A 14555-nucleotide genomic window follows, 5' to 3' on the forward strand; every position below is an offset into this window, starting at 1 on the left:
GGAATGAAAGTAAACCCGCAGAGATCGCTCTGGTTTAAAAAACCCGCGAAGGTTACCATAGCCGTCTCATTTTAGCAGTGAAATTTTTTAGCAATGCGTGTATTGGGCATAGAGACATCCTGTGACGAAACCGGGATCGCGATCTTCGATGATCAAAAAGGGATCCTTTCCCACCAGTTGTACAGCCAGGTCAAGCTGCATGCGGACTACGGCGGCGTCGTTCCCGAGCTCGCCAGCCGGGACCATGTACGCAAGACGATCCCCTTGATCCAGGCCGCCTTGAAAGAGGCTGGACTTGGCAAGGATGACATCGATGGCATCGCCTATACCGCGGGGCCAGGTCTGGTTGGTGCCATCCTGGTGGGGGCGACCATAGGCCGCTCGTTGGCCATGGCATGGGACAAGCCGGCCATCGCCGTACACCACATGGAAGGCCACCTGCTGGCCCCCATGCTGGAAGAGAAGGCCCCCGAGTTCCCCTTCGTGGCGCTCTTGGTTTCCGGCGGCCACTCCATGCTGGTCCGGGTCGACGGTATCGGCAGCTATCAGCTGCTGGGCGAATCGATCGACGATGCCGCCGGTGAGGCGTTCGACAAGACCGCCAAGCTGATGGGTCTGGACTACCCCGGTGGTCCGCTGCTCTCCCGGCTGGCAGAAAAGGGCACCACTGGACGCTTTACCTTCCCGCGTCCCATGACCGACCGTCCCGGGCTCGACATGAGCTTCTCCGGCCTCAAGACCTTTGCCGCCAATACCATAGCAGCCAATGGCGACGACGAGCAGACCCGTGCCGACATCGCCCGGGCGTTTGAGGATGCGGTGGTCGACACCCTGGCCATCAAGTGCCGCCGTGCCCTGAAAGAGACCGGTCTCAATCGTCTGGTCGTGGCAGGCGGCGTCAGCGCCAACCGTCATCTGCGCGCCCAGCTGGCCGAGCTGATGGAGAGCCTCAAAGGTGAAGTCTTCTACCCGCGCACCGAATACTGCACCGACAACGGCGCCATGATCGCTTATGCCGGCATGCAACGCCTGAAGGCGGGAGTCTTCGAACCCCTCGTCGTCAAGGCCGTGCCGCGCTGGCCGCTGGACACTCTGGATCCGGTGTGATCCTGACGATCCACGACAAAAAGAAAGGGGCCTGCGGCCCCTTTTTCATCTTGATGACGGTATTCATACCCGTTTAATTGGTGCGGAACAGCGCCTCAATGGAGAGCCCCTGCCCCAGCAGGATTTCCCGCAGACGGCGCAACCCTTCCACCTGGATCTGGCGCACCCGCTCGCGGGTCAAACCAATCTCGGCGCCCACGTCTTCCAGGGTGGCCGGTTCATAGCCGAGCAGACCGAAACGGCGGGCCAGCACTTCGCGCTGCTTGGGATTCAGCTCCTCCAGCCAGTGCACTATGCTGCTGCGCATGTCATCTTCCTGGGACTCCAGCTCGGGCCCCATGCCGCGCTCGTCGGAAAGCACATCCAGCAACGCCTTGTCGCGATCGCCACCAATGGGAGTATCCACCGAGGTGATCTTCTCGTTGAGCTTGAGCATGCGATTCACATCGTCCACAGAGCGATCCAGTGCAGAGGCGATATCCTCGGCGGTCGGCTCATGGTCGAGACGATGAGAAAGCTCGCGCGCAGTGCGCAGATAGACGTTCAGCTCCTTGACCACATGGATGGGCAGACGAATGGTGCGGGTCTGGTTCATGATGGCCCGCTCTATGGTCTGGCGGATCCACCAGGTGGCATAGGTAGAGAAACGGAAGCCTCGCTCGGGGTCGAACTTCTCGACGGCGCGGATAAGGCCGAGGTTGCCCTCTTCGATGAGATCCAGCAGCACCAGGCCGCGGTTGTTGTAGCGCCGGGCAATCTTGACCACCAGGCGCAGGTTGGATTCGATCATGCGCTTGCGCGCCGCTTTGTCGCCACGCAGGGCACGGCGGGCGTAATAGACTTCCTCTTCAGCTGTGAGCAAGGGGGAGAAGCCTATCTCCCCCAGATAGAGCTGGGTGGCGTCCATTACCTTGTTCAGCTCGGGCGCCATCAGTTCATCGGAAATGGTTTCTTCGGCTTCGGCCGCCACTTCCTGAACCTCTTCTTCCTCCTGAACCTCCAGCTCCTCGTCGAACTCTAACTCTGCATCCTGCATTACCAGTTGTTCTTGGCTCATGATATCTCTCCCTGACCTACACCAGAGTAAGACTCAGCTCTCTGAGTTAACGCTTTGGCAAATAGCCCATCGGGTTGATCGACTTGCCTTTGTACCGGATTTCAAAGTGCAAGCGCACATCCGGCGCATCCGTGCTACCCATATTGGCGATAACCGCTCCGCCCTTCACGGTGTCTCCCTCCTTGACCCTCAACTCATCGTTGTGAGCGTAGGCGGAGAGGTAGTCATCGTTGTGCTTGAGAATTATCAGCTTGCCATAACCTCGCAGTGCACTGCCCGCATAGACCACTTTGCCGCTGCTCGCAGCGTAAATGGGTTGGCCCTTCTGGCCGGAAATGTCGATGCCCTTGTTGCCTTGTTCCGCAACGGAGAAGCCTTCAACGATCCGCCCTTTGGTCGGCCAATGCCAGGAGAGTGTTGACGAGGAACTGACGGTTTTTTGTTCTTTCGCCTGAGCGTATGCTGTTGACGAGGCAGGAGCAATCGTTTTCTGAGCAATAAATGGTGTGGTCGTACCTGCCGGAGCCGTGGCCAGGGGTTTGGGCCCCGTGCTGGTCACAACCGGTGTGGTTGCTGCCACCATCTGACCACCCGAGGAACCCGCGCCCCCCACATTGAGCACCTGACCCACGTGCAATGCATAAGGAGCCTGAAGGTTGTTGCGCTGGGCCAAGGCCTGGTTGGAGAGACCGAACTGGCGACCGATGCTGCTCAAGGTATCGCCACGGCGCACCTCGTAACTGCCAGACCCCGTCACGCTGCCACGACTGACAGGGCTGCCGACGGTTGCCACCGCCATGGGGGCGGAAGCGCCATCGAGCCTGAGCTGCTGGCCGGGATAAATGTTATAGGGGGGAGTGATGCCATTGATGCTGATAAGCGAAGCCACATCCATGCCAGAACGAAATGCAATGGAGTAGAGAGTGTCTCCTTTGACCACGGTGTACCCGTTGCCTGCAATGCCGGGCTTGGTCATACCTTGACGCACGGGGATGGTCGAAGCGACCTGATCATTGCCCAGGCTGTGCACCGGAGCCGCAGTCTTGCTGGAGGAACAGGCAAGCAGCAGCCATGACAACACGACGACACCGCTACCTTGCCAAACACGCGAACACATAGTGGATCCTTAACGACTAAACCAGAAATAGGCCGCAACGGCCAAACCAATACAGAGCCAGCCCAGCACATCCACATAGTGCATCAGCTTGCGCTCCATCTTCTCGCCGCCCCAGCGCATCAGACCTGCAACCAGGAAGAAGCGCATGCCACGACCGATCAGCGAGGTCAGGATGAAAGGCAACAGTGCCATGTGAAGCAAGCCAGCCGTGACGGTAAACACCTTGTAGGGGATCGGCGTGAAGCTGGCAATAAAAATAACCCAGATGCCCCACTGCGCGAACCACTGCTCGGCCAGGGCAATCTTGTCCTCATAGCCAACCGAGGTCACCAGCGGCTGCACCACTGGCTCCCACAGGGCATAGCCGAGCAGATAACCAAACAGGGCGCCCAGCACCGAAAAGAGAGTGGCCAGCGCGGCATAGTGCCAGGCGCGATGAGGTTTGCCGAGCGCCATGGGCGCCAGCATCACATCCACCGGGATGGGCCAGAAGATGGATTCAATAAAGGCGGTGATGGCCAGATACCAGGGGGCATACTTGTGGCGTGCCCACTGCATCACCAGAACATAAAGGCGGGAAAACAACTTCACTCGACATCTCCGTCAATCAGGGGAACGAAACGTACCGGCTCCAGGATCCGGCTGGTGAGCTGGGAGCCCGATCGCTCGATGAGCTGCAGGGTCTGCTGGCCATCACCCACCGGCAACACCAGACGACCACCATCAGCCAGCTGATCGGTCAGGGCCTTGGGGACCTCACTGGCCGCCGCCGTCACCAGAATGGCGTCGAAAGGGCCCTTGTTGGGCCAACCTAGCCACCCATTGCCGTGCTTGGCCGACACATTGTGCAGATCGAGCTGGCGCAATCTGCGCCGGGCCTGAAACTGCAGCGACTTGATCCGCTCCATGGTGTAGACATGCTCCACCAGGTGGGCCAGTACCGCCGTCTGGTAGCCCGATCCCGTCCCGATCTCCAGCACATGGGCCGGATCGTTCTGGATCAGCAGCTCGGTCATGCGCGCCACGATGTAAGGCTGGGAGATGGTCTGCCCATGGCCGATGGGCAGGGCCGTATTGTCCCAGGCCTTGTGGGCCATGGCCTCATCCACGAACAGCTGGCGCGGCACCTTCGCAATCGCCGCCAATACGCGGAAATCGCGGACATCCTGGGCAATCAGTTGATTCAACAGGCGCTGTACTATCACAACGTCATCCCTGCAGATCCAGCCACGCGCCCAGGGTCGACAGACTGCCGTAGGCCGTCATGTCGATGGTCAGGGGAGTGATGGAGACATAACCCTGCTCGATGGCGGCAAAGTCCGTTCCCTCTCCCGCATCCTGCTGGTTGCCGGGGGGCCCAATCCAGTAAACGGGCTGACCACGGGGATCCTCGGTGCGGATCACCGACTCCGCCCGGTGGCGATTGCCAAGACGCGTCACCCTGATCCCCTTGATCTGCTCGAGCGGCAGATCCGGCACATTCACGTTGAGGATCTGATCCGCAGGCAACGGATGCACCATCAGCCCCCGCACCAGCTGGGCGGCGTAGTGGGCCGCACTGGCGAAATGAGTCTTGCCCACCAGCGATACGGCGATGGAGGGGAAACCCAGATGACGCCCTTCCGTCGCGGCAGCCACCGTCCCCGAGTAGATGACGTCATCCCCCAGGTTGGCCCCGTGATTGATACCGGCCACCACCATGTCGGGCTCAGGGCGCAGCAGTTCGTTGACCGCCAGATGAACGCAGTCGGTCGGCGTCCCCTTGACCGCATAACTCTTGATGCCGTGAAAACTGGACGCATCGAGGCGGGTGACCCGCAGCGGTACTTCCAGCGTCAGGGAGTGGCTGGCACCGCTGCGGTTGCGATCCGGTGCCACCACCACGACCTCGCCACAGGCACGCAACGCCTCGCTGAGGGCGCGAATGCCCTCGGCGTGTACCCCATCGTCATTACTGACCAGAATTCGCATCGGTTGAGTTCCTGAAACCGTGATCGGCCTCTTCGGCCTGCATTAACTCTCGTACCACGCTGGTGGCAAAGGCGCCGGCAGGCAGGAAGAACGACAGGGTCAGCACCTCGTCCTCCCGTTGCCAGCTCATCTGCTCCGGCTTGAGCAGCAGCGGGCGCCTGTCCTGATCCAGCCCGGCTTTCTCCAGTCCTTCGCACCAGTCACCATAAGGAGCCAGCACTTCTTGCTCGAACTCGGCAGCAGCGCCCTGGCTCGCCAGACGGCCACGGCCCCACTGGGGAGCGGTCAGCTGCACGTCTCCGGAGGCAAGGCGTGCCTCCAGCTCGGGAGTCACGCTCTCTTCGCTGAAGATGGAGTGGCTGCCCTTGAGCATCACGCAGTCCCCGGCCAGCAGCTGATGGGCCAGTCCCTGCTCGATGCGGGCGCTGACGATGGTATTGAACAGCATGCTGCGGGCGGCGGACAGATAGAGGGAGCGCTTGTTGCGATCCTTGATCCGTTTGCCGGCGAACATCGCCTTGGCGGCCTCCAGGTTGTTGCCACCTCGGCCGAAACGCTGCTCGCCGTAGTAGTTGGGCACCCCCTGGGTTGCTATCGCCTGCAAACGGGATTCCAGCCCGTCGGCCTGCTCCAGCCCGGTGAGACGCAGGGTGAAGTGGTTGCCCTTGAGATAGCCGACCCGCAGCTTCTTGTTGTGGCGCTTCACCTCAAGGATCCGGATGTTGTCGTTCTCGATGACCGAGAGATCCGGCTCGCCCTTGCCCGGCAGATGGATGCCGAACCACTGTTCGGTCACCGCATGGCGATCTTTCAGACCAGCCCAGGTCACTGCATTGCGGGCAACCCCGGCCGCATCGGCCAGCAGGCCAGCCACCCAGGCAGTATTCTCGCCGGTTTTGCGTACCCGGACGAAGATGTGTTCACCCTCGCCGCAAGGTTCGAACCCGAGATCTTCATTGACCACGAAGTCGGCGGCCTCGGCCTTGAGGATGCCGCGAGCAGTGGGCGTCCCGTGCAGATAGGCAAGTTGTTCAAGCATCATTGTTCACCAGCAAGACGACGGCTTCGGTGGCGATCCCTTCCTTGCGCCCCGTGAATCCGAGTTGTTCGGTAGTGGTCGCCTTGACGTTCACCCGGTTCAAATCACATTGCAGATCCGCGGCCAGCACGGCGCACATGGCGTCGATATGGGGGGCCATCTTGGGGGCCTGGGCGATGATGGTCACATCCAGGTTGCCGATGGCATAACCTGCGAGCTGCACGCGGGCAAAGACATCCCGCAGCAGGATGCGGCTGTCGATGCCCTTGAATTCGGCGGCGGTATCGGGGAAGTGGCGGCCGATGTCGCCAGCGCCGATGGCCCCCAGCAGGGCATCGCTCACCGCATGCAGCACCACGTCACCATCGGAGTGGGCCAGCAGGCCCTGTTCATAGGGCACCGCCACCCCGCCCAGCATGCAGGGACCGACCCCGCCAAACTTGTGAACATCAAAACCATGTCCGATCCGCATCATGCCTGCGCCCTCCTCAATACACGGAAATCTGTCTCATCAAAACCATGTCCGGTGCGGATCATGCCTGCTCCTCTGGGGATGAATCGGGTCGTGCCGACCGGCACGCACGTTGTTGCTGTAAATAGAGCCCGGCCAGGGAGAGATCTTCCGGCCGGGTCACCTTGATGTTGTCGGCCCGCCCTTCCACCATGCGCACGGGGAAACCGGCGCGTTCCATGGCGGAGGCTTCATCGGTGATGGCAGCGCCGAGCGCCAGCCCCTCCTCCAGCGCCCGCTTGAGGGGGCGGACCAAAAACATCTGGGGCGTCAGGGCATGCCAGAGCTGCTCGCGATCCACGGTGGCGAGGATATTGCCGGCCGCATCGGTGCGCTTCATGGTATCGCGCACCCGGCTGCCGAGGATGGCACCGCCAGAGGCCATGGCGGCAGCAATGAGCGCATCGAGATCCTCGTGGGTCAGACAGGGCCGGGCGGCGTCATGCACCAGTGCCCACTCCCCTTCTGCCACGTGCAACGCATTGAGCACGGAGAAGGCGCGCTCGCTTCCCCCTTCCACTCGCAGCACCCGCGGATCGGTGGCCACGGTCAAGGTCTCAAACCAGCGGTCGTGGGGCGCCAGCGCCACGATCACACGGGCGATGGCGGGATGGGAGAGCAGACGCTCCAGGGTGTGCTCCAGAATGCATTTCCCTGCCAGGGACAGGTACTGCTTGGGGCAACTGGCCCCCATGCGACTGCCAATACCGGCAGCCGGGACGATGGCGGTCAGGCCGCTCAGGCTATCAGTCATCGTAGGGGGCACCATCAGGCTCCGTCACCTGATCCTTTTCTTTGGGAATGATTCGGTAGAAGGTCTCGCCCTGCTTGATGTAGCCAAGATCGTTGCGCGACAACTCCTCGATGGCCTCAAGGCCAGAGGTAAGATCGTCGATTTCCCGGTAAATCAGGCTGTTGCGGTCCTTGAGTACCAGGTTGTCCTGTTGCTGCCGCTCGATGGCGGTGGAGAGTTCCCGATAGTCGGAGAGGCCGTTTTTCCCCAGCCAGAGGTCATATTGCAGCCCTCCCAACAGGAGGAGCAGGATAAGAGTGAGTAGCCGCATGCACTGAGTCTCCTTCAAGCGGCCTAGTTTCCCATATTCGCAGGCAAGACAAAAGAAAGCCTGTGTGCCGGATGGGTTGGTCGGAATAAAAAATGCAGTTCGCACACGCCCATAAGCGCAGAACGAAAAAGCCCCGCCAGATGGCGGGGCTTTGTGAAGCATGAACGCAGGCGAAAATTAAGCCTGGTTCTTCACTTCTTTCAGACCACGGAACGGAGCCTTGGCACCCAGGGCTTCTTCGATACGGATCAGCTGGTTGTACTTGGCAACACGGTCAGAACGGCTCATGGAGCCGGTCTTGATCTGGCCAGCAGCGGTACCCACAGCCAGGTCGGCGATGGTCGCATCTTCGGTCTCACCGGAGCGGTGGGAGATGACGGCAGTGTAGCCAGCGTCTTTGGCCATCTTGATGGCAGCCAGAGTTTCGGTCAGGGAACCGATCTGGTTGAACTTGATCAGGATGGAGTTGGCGATGCCGTTGTCGATACCGCGCTTCAGGATCTTGGTGTTGGTTACGAACAGGTCGTCACCCACGATCTGGATTTTCTTGCCCAGTTCGGCGGTCTGGTAGGCGAAGCCTTCCCAGTCGGATTCGTCCAGGCCATCTTCGATGGAGACGATCGGGAACTTGGTGGTCAGGTCAGCCAGGAAGTCGGAGAAACCGTTGGAGGTGAAGATACGACCTTCGCCCTTCAGGTTGTACTCTTTCTTCTCTGCGTCGTAGAACTCGGACGCAGCGCAGTCCATGGCCAGGGTGATGTCGGTGCCCAGTTTGTAACCGGCAGCGGCAACGGCTTCAGCGATCACTTCCAGCGCTTCGGCGTTGGATTTCAGGTTCGGAGCGAAACCACCTTCGTCACCGACGGCAGTGTTGTAGCCCTTGGACTTCAGCACTTTGGCCAGGTTGTGGAACACTTCTGCGCCCATGCGAACGGCTTCTTTCAGGGTCTTGGCGCCAACCGGCTGGATCATGAACTCCTGGATGTCGACGTTGTTGTCGGCGTGCTCACCACCGTTGATGATGTTCATCATGGGCAGCGGCATGGAGTAGACACCCGGGGTGCCATTCAGCTCGGCGATGTGGGCGTACAGCGGCATGCCTTTGGCAGCAGCGGCAGCTTTGGCGTTGGCCAGGGAAACAGCCAGGATGGCGTTGGCGCCGAACTTGGATTTGTTCTCGGTACCGTCGAGGTCGATCATGATCTGGTCGACAGTGGCCTGGTCCTTGGCATCTTTACCCAGCAGAGCCTGAGCGATCGGGCCGTTGACAGCTTCGATGGCTTTCAGCACGCCTTTACCCAGGAAACGGCTCTTGTCGCCGTCACGCAGTTCCAGCGCTTCGCGGGAACCGGTGGACGCGCCAGACGGAGCGGCTGCCATACCAACAAAACCACCTTCCAGGTGAACTTCGGCCTCAACGGTCGGGTTACCACGGGAGTCGATGATTTCACGACCGATCACTTTAACGATCTTGGACATGTGTATTTCCTCAGGTTTCGTAAAAAAACAACAAAAATATGCCAAAAAAAGCGGCTGTGGCACAGAGCCCCAACCGCATTTATTTTCAATTACTTCAAATTACGCTTCTGATACTCGCCCGCCGCCTTCACAAAACCGGCGAACAGGGCGTGGCCATCACGGGGAGTCGAGGTGAACTCCGGGTGGAACTGCGCGGCCACGAACCAGGGGTGATCCGGGATCTCGATGATTTCCACCAGCTTCTTGTCGGCGGAGAGACCGGTCACCTTCAGACCTGCCGCTTCAATCTGCGGCAGCAGCTTGTTGTTCACTTCATAACGGTGACGGTGGCGCTCGTAAATGGTCGGGCTGCCGTACATCTGACGCACCTTGGAGTCTTCCACCAGGTGGCAGAGCTGGGAGCCCAGACGCATGGTACCGCCCAGATCGGACTTCTCGGTCCGGGTCTCGACGTTGCCTTCGTCATCCACCCACTCGGTGATGAGACCGACCACGGGGTAAGGGCTGTCTTTCTTGAACTCGGAGGAGTGAGCCCCTTCCATGCCCGCCACGTTGCGGGCGTATTCGATCAAGGCAACCTGCATGCCCAGGCAGATACCGAGGTACGGGATCTTGTTCTCGCGGGCATATTTGGCGGCCAGGATCTTGCCTTCCACACCGCGCTCGCCGAAGCCACCCGGTACCAGGATCGCATCCAGACCTTCCAGCAGCTCGGCGCCACGGGTCTCGATGTCCTGGGAGTCGATGTACTTGATGTTGACGGAGAGACGGGTCTTCAGGCCACCGTGCTTGAGCGCTTCGTTGACGGACTTGTAGGCATCCGGCAGGGAGACATACTTGCCCACCATGCCGATGGTGACTTCGGCAGTCGGGTTGGCCTCTTCATAGATGACCTGTTCCCACTCGGCCAGGTCGGCTTCTTTGCACTCGATGCCGAAGCGCTCGGTGATGTAGCCGTCCAGACCCTGGGATTTCAGCAGCGCCGGGATCTTGTAGATGGAGTCGACATCCTTCATGGAGATGACGGCGCGCTCGGGCACGTTGCAGAACAGGGCGATCTTGGCACGCTCGTTGGCCGGAATGGCGCGGTCGGAGCGGCAGATCAGCACATCAGGCTGGATACCGATGGAGAGCAGCTCCTTCACGGAGTGCTGGGTCGGCTTGGTCTTCACCTCGCCGGCGGCGGCCAGGTAAGGAACCAGGGTCAGGTGCATGAACATGGCATTGTTGCGACCCACGATGGCCGCCAGCTGACGAATGGCTTCAAGGAACGGCAGGGACTCGATGTCGCCCACGGTACCGCCCACTTCGACGATGGCAACCTGATGACCTTCGGCACCGGCAATCACCCGCTCCTTGATGGCGTTGGTGATGTGCGGGATCACCTGGATGGTGGCGCCCAGATAGTCACCACGACGCTCCTTGCGCAGCACGTCTGCATAGATGCGGCCGGTGGTGAAGTTGTTGCGGCGGGTCATCTTGGTGCGGATGAAACGCTCGTAGTGACCCAAATCCAGATCGGTTTCGGCCCCGTCCTCGGTTACGAACACTTCACCATGCTGGGTCGGGCTCATGGTGCCCGGATCCACGTTGATGTACGGGTCCAGTTTCATGATGGTCACATCCAGACCACGGGCTTCCAGAATGGCTGCCAGAGAAGCTGCGGCAATACCTTTGCCGAGGGATGAAACAACGCCACCAGTCACAAAAATATATTTGGTCGTCATGCTGAACCTGAAAGAAGTTTAGGGAATTTTAAGGGGTGCTTCGGGGATGAAGCAGGACGGGGAAACAGTATACCAAAACCCCCACTCCCAAACAATGAACAAAAATCTATCAGGCTCCCCGCCGCCCCGTCTTGCGCCAAATCAACTTTGCTCGGTTTCCTTGGCCTTGTTCCAGGCCTCGTCCAGCTTCTCCAGGGAGCAATCCGTCATTTTCAGACCTTCTGCGGCAATAAAGTGTTCAACCTGACGAAAACGACGCTCAAACTTGGTGTTGGCAGCCCGCAGCACCTGCTCGGGATCCTTGCCCAGATGGCGCACCAGGTTGACGGTGGCAAACAACAGATCGCCGAGCTCGTCGCTCACCCGAGCCTCGTCCACGTCGACCATCAGCGCCTCTTCCATCACCTCCTCGATCTCCTCGTGGATCTTGTCCACCACGGGCCCCAGGGTCTTCCAGTCGAAACCGACGGTGGCGCAGCGCTTCTGGATCTTGGCGGCACGGGTCAGGGCAGGCAGGGAGAGGGGGATATCGTCCAGCACGCTCTCCTTGTCGAGCGCGGCCCGCTCTTTGGCCTTTTCCGCCTCCCAGTTCGCTTTGACCGCCTGCTCGTCACCGAGGTCGGCATCGGAGAAGACATGGGGGTGGCGGCGAATGAGCTTCTCGCTCACGGTATCGACGATGTCGGCAAAATCGAACAATCCCTGCTCCTTGCCGAGCTGGGCATAGAACACGACCTGGAACAGCAGATCACCGAGTTCCCCCTTCAGCCCTTGCCAATCTTCGCTCTCGATGGCATCCGCCACCTCGTAGGCCTCCTCCAGGGTGTGCGGCACTATGGTCTGGAAGCTCTGCTTGAGATCCCAGGGGCAGCCCCCGTTCGGGTCACGCAATCTGGCCATGATGTCGAGCAGTTGGGGAAGGTCGTAGCGTTGGGACATGGGCAACTCACTTTCGATTCGGTAAATGGGGTTCATCAATATCCGCTCACGCCACTGTTCCACATGATGTGGAGCCATGGCGGACGGAGATGGGGCGCGTGATATCCGTCTTCAATGCTCTGCAAGGAGGGAGAAAATGCAGACCGGCCACTGGGGCCGGTCGGTTGAGCATTACAGCCGCTTGGCGCTGATCACGTCGTTGAGCTGACTGAGCTTGGCCAACGCCCGGTTGAAGGCGTTGATGTTGTAAATCTCCAGCTCCATGTCTATTTCGGCGGTCTGCTCGCGCACGTTGGAGCGCGAACGCACTCCCATCACGTTGATCTTCTCGTTGGCGAGCACGGTGGTGATGTCGCGCAGCAGGCCGGATCTGTCGTTGGAGAGAATGCGGATGGTGAGACCGTAACCGCCGGAGTAGTTCTCCCCCCAGACCGCATCGATCAGGCGCTCCGGGTTGCGACGCGACAGCTCCTTGAGCTGCTCGCAATCCTCCCGGTGGATGGAAACCCCCCGTCCCATGGTGATGAAGCCCTGGATGGCGTCCCCCGGGATGGGCTGGCAGCAGCGGGCGATGTGAGTCATCAGGTTGCCCACCCCTTCCACCACGATGTGATCCTTGGGTTTGGGGCGGAAGGGCACATTGGCCTTCTGCTCCAGCTTCTCCAGCAGACGGCGATCTTCTTCTTCCGCCGTCGGCTTGTTGTAGCGGGTGTCGAGGTAGTTGAGCAGCTGGTTGATGCGGATGTCGCCGCTGCCGATACCGGCCAGCAAATCTTCCAGCTCCTCCGCATGGAAGCGCTCCAGCACCACCTTGTCCACCTTGGAGAGGGTGAGGTTGTGTCTGTCCAGCTCTTTCTCCAGCAGCTCCTTGCCGGCGGCGATGTTCTTGTCCCGGTCCAGCTTTCTGAACCAGGTGGCCACCTTGGCCCGCGCCCGGCTGGAGCGCAGGAAGCCGGCGTTCGGGTTCATCCAGTCGCGGCTCGGGTTCGGCTCCTTCTGGGTGATCACCTCCACCTGGTCGCCGGTTTGCAGCGTATAGGTGAAGGGCACGATACGACCGTCGATCTTGGTGCCGATGCAGCGGTGACCGATCATGCTGTGCACGTGATAGGCGAAGTCGAGCGGCGTCGCCCCTGCCGGCAGGTCGATGACATCGCCCTTGGGAGTGAAGACATAAACCCTGTCCTCGAACACCTGACTGCGCAGATCGTCCAGCAAGGAGCCGCTCTCCGAGAGGTCCTCCTGCCAGGCGAGGAGTTTGCGCAGCCATTCGATCTTGTCTTCGAAGGTGCTGGTCTTGGCAGCGGCCTGGGCCCCTTCCTTGTAGCGCCAGTGCGCAGCCACACCGAGCTCCGCATCCTGATGCATCTGCTCGGTACGGATCTGGATCTCCACCGTCTTGCCCTCCTCCCCCACCACCACAGTGTGGATGGACTGGTAGCCATTGGGCTTGGGGTTGGCGACATAGTCGTCAAATTCGCGGGGAATATGGTGGAAATGGGTGTGAACGATACCGAGCGCCGCGTAGCAATCCTGCAGCCGCTTGGTGATCACCCGCACCGCGCGCACATCGAACAGCTCGTTGAATTCGAGGTGCTTCTTCTGCATCTTGCGCCAGATGCTGTAGATGTGTTTCGGTCGGCCATAGACCTCGGCCTCGACGCCGGCCTCGGCCAGGGCATCGCGCAGGGACTGCACGAATTCGCGGATGTAGCGCTCGCGGTCGAGCCGTTTCTCGTCCAGTTGCTTGGCGATCTGCTTGTAGGTATCCGGGTGCAGGTAGCGGAAGGCGAGATCCTCGAGCTCCCACTTGAGCTGACCGATACCGAGGCGGTTCGCAAGGGGAGCATAGATGTTGGTGATCTCCTGGGCCATCAGCACCCGGGTCTCCTCATCCGCTTTCTTCGCCTCACGCAGGCAGGCGATGCGCTCCGCCAGCTTGATGACCACGGCGCGCACGTCCTCGACCATGGCGAGCAGCATGCGGCGCACGTTGTCCACCTGCTCCGGCGAGGTTTCGCTGCGGTGAAGGGTTTGCAGGGAGCGGATGGCCTCCATCTCCAGCACCCCTTCCACCAGCTTGGCGATCTTGGGGCCGAAGTCCTCGTTCACCTTTTCCTGGCTGATGAGACCGGCTTCGACGAAGGGATAGAGAATGGCTGCCTTGAGGGTGGCGAGATCCATGCTGAGCATCAGCAGGATGCCCACCATCTCGACCCCGCGCACCAGCAGGCGGTTGGTGAGCGCTTCGTCACCCAGGGTCAGGCAGTACTGGTAGACGGTTCGCAACTGATTCTTGTCACTTTCACTCAGGGTAAGGGAACTGACCCACTCATCCAGAGTGAAATTGTCTTTCAAATGAATATCGCGCACCGCAACCATGGTATCAATCCTTAAAAGTGTGGGGTCGAAAGCCGATGCTCTCCTCATCCCCTCATCAACTGATGACTGCCTCAAATGGGGATGCATGAAAGAGTTTTCAAGGCATGTCACCGCGCAAGGTGACAGGGCTCTTCCCCGCATCCGATCCACTATCGACGACCT

Annotated in this window: 14 protein-coding genes; 1 reads left to right on the top strand and 13 read right to left on the bottom strand. The window is 60.2% G+C overall.

The genetic code is table 11. The features are described 5' to 3' along the window. The first annotated feature begins 93 nt into the window (after positions 1 to 93). Positions 94 to 1107 (top strand): tRNA (adenosine(37)-N6)-threonylcarbamoyltransferase complex transferase subunit TsaD, encoded by a 1014-nt coding sequence (gene tsaD, locus J9892_RS16000; RefSeq protein ID WP_041213897.1) that lies wholly within the window; start codon positions 94 to 96, stop codon positions 1105 to 1107. Between the two features lie 73 nt (positions 1108 to 1180). On the opposite strand, the gene rpoS is transcribed toward tsaD, so the two are convergent. The 13 genes from rpoS to relA all read right to left on the bottom strand — a co-directional run bounded on the left by rpoS (position 1181) and on the right by relA (position 14393). Beyond that, the gene (gene rpoS / locus J9892_RS16005) at positions 1181 to 2164 is read right to left on the bottom strand and encodes an RNA polymerase sigma factor RpoS (protein ID WP_010675620.1); all 984 of its coding nucleotides are present in this window, start codon (positions 2162 to 2164) and stop codon (positions 1181 to 1183) included. 46 nt (positions 2165 to 2210) lie between these two features. Then, a complete protein-coding gene (locus tag J9892_RS16010) occupies positions 2211 to 3281 on the bottom strand; it encodes a LysM peptidoglycan-binding domain-containing protein (RefSeq protein WP_010675621.1) in 1071 nt (356 codons plus the stop codon). 9 nt (positions 3282 to 3290) lie between these two features. Beyond that, positions 3291 to 3872: a YqaA family protein gene (locus J9892_RS16015; RefSeq protein ID WP_010675622.1), complete on the bottom strand. Its 582-nt coding sequence runs from the start codon at positions 3870 to 3872 to the stop codon at positions 3291 to 3293. Next, a complete protein-coding gene (locus J9892_RS16020) occupies positions 3869 to 4486 on the bottom strand; it encodes a protein-L-isoaspartate(D-aspartate) O-methyltransferase (RefSeq protein ID WP_010675623.1) in 618 nt (205 codons plus the stop codon). The genes J9892_RS16015 and J9892_RS16020 overlap by 4 nt, the downstream gene beginning before the upstream one ends. A 4-nt stretch (positions 4487 to 4490) precedes the next feature. Continuing rightward, positions 4491 to 5252: a 5'/3'-nucleotidase SurE gene (gene surE, locus J9892_RS16025; protein ID WP_041211067.1), complete on the bottom strand. Its 762-nt coding sequence runs from the start codon at positions 5250 to 5252 to the stop codon at positions 4491 to 4493. Beyond that, positions 5233 to 6291, bottom strand: coding sequence for a tRNA pseudouridine(13) synthase TruD (truD, locus tag J9892_RS16030; protein ID WP_182721883.1), 1059 nt, complete (start codon positions 6289 to 6291; stop codon positions 5233 to 5235). The genes surE and truD overlap by 20 nt, the downstream gene beginning before the upstream one ends. Then, entirely contained in the window at positions 6284 to 6766 is a 483-nt protein-coding gene (gene ispF, locus J9892_RS16035) for a 2-C-methyl-D-erythritol 2,4-cyclodiphosphate synthase (protein WP_143237093.1), read from the bottom strand. The genes truD and ispF overlap by 8 nt, the downstream gene beginning before the upstream one ends. A 58-nt stretch (positions 6767 to 6824) precedes the next feature. Then, the gene (gene ispD / locus J9892_RS16040; RefSeq protein ID WP_048208397.1) at positions 6825 to 7556 is read right to left on the bottom strand and encodes a 2-C-methyl-D-erythritol 4-phosphate cytidylyltransferase; all 732 of its coding nucleotides are present in this window, start codon (positions 7554 to 7556) and stop codon (positions 6825 to 6827) included. Continuing rightward, positions 7549 to 7866 carry a cell division protein FtsB gene (ftsB, locus tag J9892_RS16045; protein WP_010675628.1) on the bottom strand — a complete coding sequence of 106 codons (318 nt, stop codon included), beginning with the start codon at positions 7864 to 7866 and terminating at the stop codon, positions 7549 to 7551. Before ftsB ends, ispD begins: the two co-directional genes overlap by 8 nt. A 177-nt stretch (positions 7867 to 8043) precedes the next feature. Then, entirely contained in the window at positions 8044 to 9345 is a 1302-nt protein-coding gene (gene eno / locus J9892_RS16050) for a phosphopyruvate hydratase (protein WP_043154803.1), read from the bottom strand. A gap of 89 nt (positions 9346 to 9434) precedes the next feature. Beyond that, positions 9435 to 11072, bottom strand: a complete 1638-nt coding sequence (gene pyrG / locus J9892_RS16055) for a glutamine hydrolyzing CTP synthase (protein ID WP_039041042.1) — start codon at positions 11070 to 11072, stop codon at positions 9435 to 9437. Between the two features lie 141 nt (positions 11073 to 11213). Then, a complete protein-coding gene (mazG, locus tag J9892_RS16060; RefSeq protein ID WP_161470272.1) occupies positions 11214 to 12011 on the bottom strand; it encodes a nucleoside triphosphate pyrophosphohydrolase in 798 nt (265 codons plus the stop codon). A 171-nt stretch (positions 12012 to 12182) separates the two neighbouring features. After that, entirely contained in the window at positions 12183 to 14393 is a 2211-nt protein-coding gene (relA, locus tag J9892_RS16065; RefSeq protein ID WP_010675631.1) for a GTP diphosphokinase, read from the bottom strand. Positions 14394 to 14555 lie beyond the last annotated feature (162 nt).

This window comes from Aeromonas sp. Prich7-2 (genome assembly GCF_017939255.1).
Classification (GTDB): Bacteria; Pseudomonadota; Gammaproteobacteria; order Enterobacterales; family Aeromonadaceae; genus Aeromonas; species Aeromonas caviae.

What these genes read in the sequence shown, in the direction of transcription:
- tsaD (WP_041213897.1), top strand. Translation starts at nt 94, where the DNA reads ATGCGTGTATTGGGCATAGAGACATCCTGTGACGAAACCGGGATCGCG.
- rpoS (WP_010675620.1), bottom strand. Translation starts at nt 2,164, where the DNA reads ATGAGCCAAGAACAACTGGTAATGCAGGATGCAGAGTTAGAGTTCGAC.
- J9892_RS16010 (WP_010675621.1), bottom strand. Translation starts at nt 3,281, where the DNA reads ATGTGTTCGCGTGTTTGGCAAGGTAGCGGTGTCGTCGTGTTGTCATGG.
- surE (WP_041211067.1), bottom strand. Translation starts at nt 5,252, where the DNA reads ATGCGAATTCTGGTCAGTAATGACGATGGGGTACACGCCGAGGGCATT.
- truD (WP_182721883.1), bottom strand. Translation starts at nt 6,291, where the DNA reads ATGCTTGAACAACTTGCCTATCTGCACGGGACGCCCACTGCTCGCGGC.
- ispF (WP_143237093.1), bottom strand. Translation starts at nt 6,766, where the DNA reads ATGATGCGGATCGGACATGGTTTTGATGTTCACAAGTTTGGCGGGGTC.
- ispD (WP_048208397.1), bottom strand. Translation starts at nt 7,556, where the DNA reads ATGACTGATAGCCTGAGCGGCCTGACCGCCATCGTCCCGGCTGCCGGT.
- ftsB (WP_010675628.1), bottom strand. Translation starts at nt 7,866, where the DNA reads ATGCGGCTACTCACTCTTATCCTGCTCCTCCTGTTGGGAGGGCTGCAA.
- eno (WP_043154803.1), bottom strand. Translation starts at nt 9,345, where the DNA reads ATGTCCAAGATCGTTAAAGTGATCGGTCGTGAAATCATCGACTCCCGT.
- pyrG (WP_039041042.1), bottom strand. Translation starts at nt 11,072, where the DNA reads ATGACGACCAAATATATTTTTGTGACTGGTGGCGTTGTTTCATCCCTC.
- mazG (WP_161470272.1), bottom strand. Translation starts at nt 12,011, where the DNA reads ATGTCCCAACGCTACGACCTTCCCCAACTGCTCGACATCATGGCCAGA.
- relA (WP_010675631.1), bottom strand. Translation starts at nt 14,393, where the DNA reads ATGGTTGCGGTGCGCGATATTCATTTGAAAGACAATTTCACTCTGGAT.